This window comes from Microcystis sp. M31BS1 (assembly GCF_020245285.1).
Taxonomy (GTDB): Bacteria; Cyanobacteriota; Cyanobacteriia; order Cyanobacteriales; family Microcystaceae; genus Microcystis; species Microcystis panniformis.
Genome location: NZ_JADBVE010000287.1, coordinates 1 through 6069, shown reverse-complemented (window position 1 = coordinate 6069; position 6069 = coordinate 1). Strand labels below are relative to the sequence as shown.

The 6069-nt window shown below is 44.6% G+C and carries 8 protein-coding genes and 1 pseudogene; 3 read left to right on the top strand and 6 right to left on the bottom strand.

Going from position 1 to position 6069, the window contains the following annotated elements:
- Positions 1-301 precede the first annotated feature (301 nt).
- The 4 genes and pseudogenes from IM509_RS16645 to IM509_RS16630 all read right to left on the bottom strand — a co-directional run bounded on the left by IM509_RS16645 (position 302) and on the right by IM509_RS16630 (position 1879).
- On the bottom strand, positions 302-514 hold the full coding sequence (locus tag IM509_RS16645; protein WP_002765615.1) for a type II toxin-antitoxin system HicB family antitoxin: 213 nt from the start codon (positions 512-514) through the stop codon (positions 302-304).
- Positions 498-686 (bottom strand): annotated as a pseudogene (locus tag IM509_RS16640) (type II toxin-antitoxin system HicA family toxin); the annotation flags it as partial. The gene IM509_RS16645 and the pseudogene IM509_RS16640, both read right to left, overlap by 17 nt.
- 10 nt (positions 687-696) lie before the next feature.
- On the bottom strand, positions 697-843 hold the full coding sequence (locus tag IM509_RS16635) for a hypothetical protein (RefSeq protein ID WP_167341571.1): 147 nt from the start codon (positions 841-843) through the stop codon (positions 697-699).
- A 58-nt stretch (positions 844-901) separates the two neighbouring features.
- Positions 902-1879: a phosphate ABC transporter substrate-binding protein gene (locus IM509_RS16630; RefSeq protein ID WP_128575309.1), complete on the bottom strand. Its 978-nt coding sequence runs from the start codon at positions 1877-1879 to the stop codon at positions 902-904.
- A 106-nt stretch (positions 1880-1985) separates the two neighbouring features.
- On the opposite strand from IM509_RS16630, the gene gpmI reads away from it, so the two are divergent.
- The 3 genes from gpmI (at position 1986) to IM509_RS16615 (ending at position 5047) form a co-directional block, all read left to right on the top strand.
- Positions 1986-3584 carry a 2,3-bisphosphoglycerate-independent phosphoglycerate mutase gene (gpmI, locus tag IM509_RS16625; RefSeq protein WP_185236746.1) on the top strand — a complete coding sequence of 533 codons (1599 nt, stop codon included), beginning with the start codon at positions 1986-1988 and terminating at the stop codon, positions 3582-3584.
- Positions 3585-4096: 512 nt separating this feature from the next.
- Entirely contained in the window at positions 4097-4330 is a 234-nt protein-coding gene (secG, locus tag IM509_RS16620) for a preprotein translocase subunit SecG (protein ID WP_002736485.1), read from the top strand.
- The gene (locus IM509_RS16615) at positions 4331-5047 is read left to right on the top strand and encodes a peptidase (RefSeq protein WP_072923959.1); all 717 of its coding nucleotides are present in this window, start codon (positions 4331-4333) and stop codon (positions 5045-5047) included. It abuts the gene before it with no gap.
- 261 nt (positions 5048-5308) lie between these two features.
- Here IM509_RS16615 and IM509_RS16610 read toward each other — a convergent pair whose 3' ends face one another.
- Positions 5309-5518: a hypothetical protein gene (locus tag IM509_RS16610; protein ID WP_002761322.1), complete on the bottom strand. Its 210-nt coding sequence runs from the start codon at positions 5516-5518 to the stop codon at positions 5309-5311.
- A gap of 43 nt (positions 5519-5561) precedes the next feature.
- Complete coding sequence (locus tag IM509_RS16605) at positions 5562-5828, bottom strand: hypothetical protein (protein ID WP_185236745.1); 267 nt, start codon at positions 5826-5828, stop codon at positions 5562-5564.
- Positions 5829-6069: the final 241 nt, after the last annotated feature.

Here is a 6069-nt window from a genome sequence, read left to right as displayed (position 1 = left end):
TTTTCAGACGGTCAATTACCTAATTTTCAGGGAAAAAGTCCAGGAATTTTCGCCCCGATCCCTCCAATGGCTGGCACTTTTTGAGGTCAAAAAAGTCTAAAAGTCTTATCCAACAAGGTTTTTAGATTTATTCAGCCAACCCTAGATCGATGTCTATTTTAGCAGTTGCGGCGATCGCTTGCCACTGTGCTTGGGTGATGGGATAACCTCGTTGAAAAGGATTATTGGATCGAAGTTTGCAAAAACTGCGACACGCCTTATATGCTACAATTCACAAGCTGGGGCGAGAGAAACTTTATCATTAGGTAAATAATAGTCGTCCTTTTGGTTCAGGAATGATTCGTTCTAGTTGTTTTGCAGTTTCAATCCATTCTTGAATAACAAGTTCAGCATTTTGTACAGCTTCTTGATAGGTTTCTCCATCTGCCATACATCCTGCTAATTCTGGAACTTCAACAATAAAAGCTTGATCTTCCTCACTCCAATAAATAATTAATTCATAGCGAATTTTCATCTTTCCCTCCTAATTTATATTTTAAAATGAGATTACGAATTTGTTTGACTTGATAAGTCTTTGCTTTTCCTTGTTTGGGTTGTAGATTTAAAATTTCTTCAATTCCTTCTTGAATAAAAATATGATGACTTCCTCGTATTCTCTCATCAAAGCCAAGTTTTCTCAGCAGTTGACAAAGCTGCTCAAACTTTTTCTCGTTTCGCCGCTGCCAGCATTAAATCCCAGGTTTTTTGATTGGCAATTTGGCTATAGGTAGGGTAACTAATGCCATTCAGTCCCAAAGCTTGCAAAGCTTCAATGCCTCCCCGTCTCCACGGTAAAATAGGCAATGCTCACCCTAGTCATGCAAGGCGTAAAATTTCCCAGATTTTCGGATATTCTCGCTAACTACTTTTGTAGGTCTTCATTGGCCCGAAAAATCGCTTCTTGACCATCACTAGAGGACACAAAACCCATAAAAGCTTTAACCGCTTCACTAGCAGGTTCTTTGTAAACGTAGTAAAGGGTACGCTGCCAGGGATAATTAGGTTCACTGGGTAAAATTCCCTCAATAGCGATCGCCCTGACGGTTTTTTGGTTGGCAATTTGGTTATAGGTTGCGTAACTAATGCCATTCAGTCCCAAAACTCGCAAAATTGGGGTGGTAGCATCCCTGTCCATCATTTTAAAATTAGTTCCTGTACCAAATTCCCCCCCTTGCAGCACTTCCTCACGAAAACTTTGATAAGTGCCACTAATAGGGGGACGATTAATCACTTGAATAGTAGCTGCAGAACCGCCCACCTCCGACCAAGAGGTGATTTTTCCGGTAAAAATATCTTTAACCTGGGTAGTGGTTAACCCCCCCGCAAAGGGATTTTTTACCCCCACTACAACAGCGATCGCATCTCGAACGATCGGACTAGAAGCCAATCCCTGAGAGCGTTCCGACTCGGTTAAAGGTCGTGACACCGCCGCAATATCGATCGCCCCCCGGGCCACTTCCTCTAATCCCCTATCAGATCCTTGAGCATTTGTCAAGACCTCTACCCCCTGAAATTTGGCCGTTAAAGCGGCTTTTAAGGCTTGATTAATCTGTACCATACTGGTGGAGCCGTTAATGCGAATTGTCGTGCCACTGGGGATAGAAGTCGGTGGGGCAAAACTAACCACTCCTTGGGGTGAGGGGGGAGGGGGTAGGGGAGAGGAGGTGCTTCCCGATGTTGGGGATTTTTGCGGACTTTTACTGCTGCCACAGAGAAAAAATTCTTGACCTGCGGCACATTGACTTTGCAGCCAGAAGTAACCCCCACCTAAAATGCTCGCAGTGGCTAAAAGAGCGATTATTAAAGCAGTTGTTTCGTTTTTTTGAGACATACCCATCATTTGCTGACATTAGGGGGTCGATCGCCTGGACACCGGTGATCAATGGAAGTTTCGATGATATTATCTTAGTGCATGGAAATCCACTCTTAATTTAGGACTGTATATCATGACCCACGCACCTATATCCCCAGTCGTACTGGTTATCCTTGATGGTTGGGGTTATCGCCCGCAAAGGTCGGATAATGCGATCGCAATGGCGAAAACCCCGATTATGGATAGTCTCTGGGAAGTTTATCCCCACACCTTAATCCGCACCTCCGCTAAGGATGTGGGACTACCGGAAGGACAGATGGGTAACTCGGAAGTTGGCCACCTAAATATCGGGGCGGGGCGAGTCGTACCACAGGAGTTAGTACGGATTTCCGATGCGATCGAAGATGGTTCGATTCAACAAAATCAAGCTTTATTAAAACTCTGCGCCGAGATTCGCCCTAAAAAAAGCAAATTACACCTGATTGGTTTATGTTCCGAAGGGGGAGTCCATTCCCATCTCGATCACTTACTGGGATTATTAGACTTAGGGAAAGTGCAAGGGATTAGCGATGTCTGCATTCATGTCATCACCGATGGTCGCGATACCAATGTCACCGACGGAATGCCAGCTATTAAACGGATTCAAGAACATATTAATAAAATCAATCTCGGTCGCATGGTGACTCTCAGTGGCCGTTATTATGCCATGGATCGGGATCGCCGTTGGGATCGGGTGGAAAAAGCCTATAACGTGATGACCAGTGATCAAGGTATCGACGGGCGATCGATTACTGAAGTATTACAGGCATTTTATGATCAAAATATTACCGATGAATTTATTCCCCCCACCAGAATTGCACCGGGGGCGATCGAAGCGGGCGATGGGGTGATATTCTATAATTTCCGTCCCGATCGAGCTAGACAGTTATGTTATGCCCTGACTATGCCCGATTTTGAAGATTTCGATCGAGATTTAATTTCTCCCCTCAGTTTTGTCACTTTCACCCAATACGATCCAAAATTACCGGTAGATGTGGCCTTTGCTCCCCAGAATTTAAATAATATTTTAGGACAGGTGATCGCTCAACAGGGATTAAAACAGTTTCGTTGTGCAGAAACCGAAAAGTATCCCCACGTCACCTACTTTTTTAATGGGGGATTAGAAAAACCCTTTGAGGGAGAAGTGCGCGAATTAATTCCCAGTCCGAAAGTCGCCACCTATGACCAAGCGCCGGCCATGTCGGCAGCCACGGTGACAGCAGCGGTCTGTGGGGCGATCGAACAGGGGATCTATAGTCTCGTGGTAGTCAATTACGCTAACCCCGATATGGTGGGTCATACGGGCATTTTAGACGCGGCCATGAAAGCAGTGGAAACGGTGGATCTATGCTTGGCTAAGTTGTTAAGTAGCGTCAATAAATTGGGGGGAACAGTGTTAATCACTGCGGACCACGGTAACGCAGAAACGATGGTGGATGAGTCGGGTAATCCTTGGACCGCCCACACGACTAATCCCGTTCCTTTAATTTTAATTGAAGGGGAAGGAAGAAAAATACTCGGCCACGGTGGCGATGTGCAGCTGCGGGATGATGGTCGTTTAGCCGATATTGCCCCCACTATCCTGGAAATTCTCTCTATTCCCGTCCCAGTAGAAATGACTGGGCGATCGCTGATTAAACCAGCCGAAGTGGAAATTAAAGCCAGTCGCACTCCCGTCCGCATCTCGCTTTAACAGTGATCAGTAATCAGTAATCAGTAATCAGTAATCAGTGGAAATAATTAAAAAATTGGCTAATTAGGGTTTGCGGCAAAAAGTACGGGCGAAGCATTCGGATAGAAAATCTCCGGTTTCACCGATAGGTTATTGCCCGAATGCTTCGCCCCTACAGGACGCGGGCCGATGAAGACGCAAGGTTTGGAAGCACGATTCTCTCAAAATCTTGCACCTGTTTCGCGAAACAAGACCCTAAAACCCTTACCTCGTCTATATTTCACCATTATTCAGCAAGCCCTAATTAGCAGAAAAATGACCAATAAAAACCGCTCTCTTGTAGTTATGCTGATCAGCAAATCTTATCGAAGAAAGGGCGTAGGGCATCTTTGAATGTAAGATAATGGACATTTTTCAGCCAATTTCCGAGAGAGCCATAAAAATTTAAAACTTACATCTGATAACTGATAACTGATCACTGATAACTGATGATAACTGCTATACTTTGTAATGGAAAATAGAGAGTAATAATCATGACAGTGGTGCTGGTAGTACAGATTATTTGGGCGCTGGCGGCGGCCTTTCTGGCGATTTTGGTGTTATTACACAGTCCCAAAGGGGATGGTATTGGCGGTATTGGCGGCCAATCACAGATTTTTACCAGCGCAAAAACGGCGGAAAAAACCTTAAATCAGGTGACTTGGGCGTTGGGGACGGTATTTATCACCCTAACTATTGTACTGAGCGCCGGCTGGTTAAATCGCTAAATGCTAAGAGGTCGGTTCTCTTTTCTAGGACTCGCAGCCTTGGCGAGTCTTTTGCTGTTTTCCTATTCTCTGATTGCCGACAGTCGATCGCTACCAGAGTTAAAAACCCATCCTTTACCCGCTAATTTAGCCCAATGGCAAGAGCAAAACCAGTCCGGGGATTATTTTGATGCCGTGGAAATCAGTCCCGTGGGGGCGTTGATTTGGTCGCAATTTCCCGTGAAGATTTATGTTCACAGCGATCGCAGTTCTTGGCTGAGTTTAGTACAACAGGCGATCGCTGAATGGGGGCAGTATTTGCCGATGGAGTTGGTAAATCGGGCAGAATTAGCCGATATCCTCATTAAACGAGAGTTACCGCCGTCAGGAGTTCGTTTTAATCCCGAAACCGGTAAGTTAGAACTGCCCCGGGTGCGTTCTGCCGTAACACAATACGAGATTTTTGTCAAGGAAAATCGCTTAACTCATCGGATGAGTATCCAGATTAGTCCCAATTTAGCCGATCGGTCGGCCTTAGCGGCAGCGCGGCACGAATTAGGTCACGCTTTGGGAATTTGGGGTCATAGTCCCCTGGAGACGGATGTGATGTATTTCGCTCAAACTAGAGATATTGCCCCGATTTCTAGCCGGGATATTAACACTTTAAAAAAGGTTTATCAGCAGCCAACTCAGTTAGGTTGGCAGATGGATCAGCTAGGGTATCTAATGCCTGAATAGGTAAATATTGCTCTTCAGTCGGTTCTGCTATTAAAAAGTATAAGTTATGGATATACTTAGTATAACTGACTAAGATCCAGAAGATTAACCATCGCTTAAACCTCTATTTCCTCTAGCCATGTTTTAATCGCACTGATTAACTTGGGTTGTTGGGGAGGGGTGTTGCTGACTCAAGCTATGAATGCCAACTGTGCATCCTATCCAAAAGTTAGTTTAGCTCTAGGTTTTAAAAACCCCACACAAGAAGATTCCTATTGCAAATCAGCAACCCCAATCTTTGCCACCCTCGACAACTAAGCCAATACTAGAAACATATTGTACGGGTTTGCCTAACATTAAGGGATCTATTTCTCCCCAATCGTAAGGTTCATAATCTTCTAAACGAGATAGTTCGCTATCTAACCAATCATCTCTAGGGGCTGTTTTTTCCGAGGGATTGGGCTGTTTCAGGGAGTCTAAGGGTTTAGTCATGGGGAAAAAATGTCCTATACACAAACATTTTACCCACTATTGACTAACTTTTTAGTTCATCTACACCTCTATTTCCTCTAGCCATGTCTAAATCGCGCTGATTAAGTTGGGCTGTTGTGGTTTGAAATATTTGTTTGAGTAATTGTTTCGCTTCTTCTCTTTCTTCGTCTGATAAATAATCTTTTCCTTTGACACTGGAAAGATAGCCTTTGCTATTGCCGACAGCTTGAATATAACGCTGTTTTCCCTGATTAAAAATCTCTGTAAATCTCTGATGTTGCTGCCTTTGAATTTCGTTAGGTTGATTCATTATAAGTACAAGTAGGTAGGTGTTAAAAGTTGTCAGACACCCCCCTTATCAAGGTAGCAGGGGGGATCGACACCCCCCTTATGGACTTGCGCTTTGATAATGTACTTTTTGGGAGAACGCAGTTCGCCCCTACATTGTGGACAAAATCCTTTACTGTAGGGGCGCAAAGCTTGCGCGCTCCGATCGATTGGGATATTATTCCCACGCAAGTCCCTTATCAAGGTAGCAGGGGGGATCAGAG

Bases quoted from the DNA above. Each gene is read 5' to 3' on its own strand.
- IM509_RS16645 (WP_002765615.1), bottom strand. From the start codon at position 514: ATGAAAATTCGCTATGAATTAATTATTTATTGGAGTGAGGAAGATCAA.
- IM509_RS16630 (WP_128575309.1), bottom strand. From the start codon at position 1,879: ATGATGGGTATGTCTCAAAAAAACGAAACAACTGCTTTAATAATCGCT.
- gpmI (WP_185236746.1), top strand. From the start codon at position 1,986: ATGACCCACGCACCTATATCCCCAGTCGTACTGGTTATCCTTGATGGT.
- secG (WP_002736485.1), top strand. From the start codon at position 4,097: ATGACAGTGGTGCTGGTAGTACAGATTATTTGGGCGCTGGCGGCGGCC.
- IM509_RS16615 (WP_072923959.1), top strand. From the start codon at position 4,331: ATGCTAAGAGGTCGGTTCTCTTTTCTAGGACTCGCAGCCTTGGCGAGT.
- IM509_RS16610 (WP_002761322.1), bottom strand. From the start codon at position 5,518: ATGACTAAACCCTTAGACTCCCTGAAACAGCCCAATCCCTCGGAAAAA.
- IM509_RS16605 (WP_185236745.1), bottom strand. From the start codon at position 5,828: ATGAATCAACCTAACGAAATTCAAAGGCAGCAACATCAGAGATTTACA.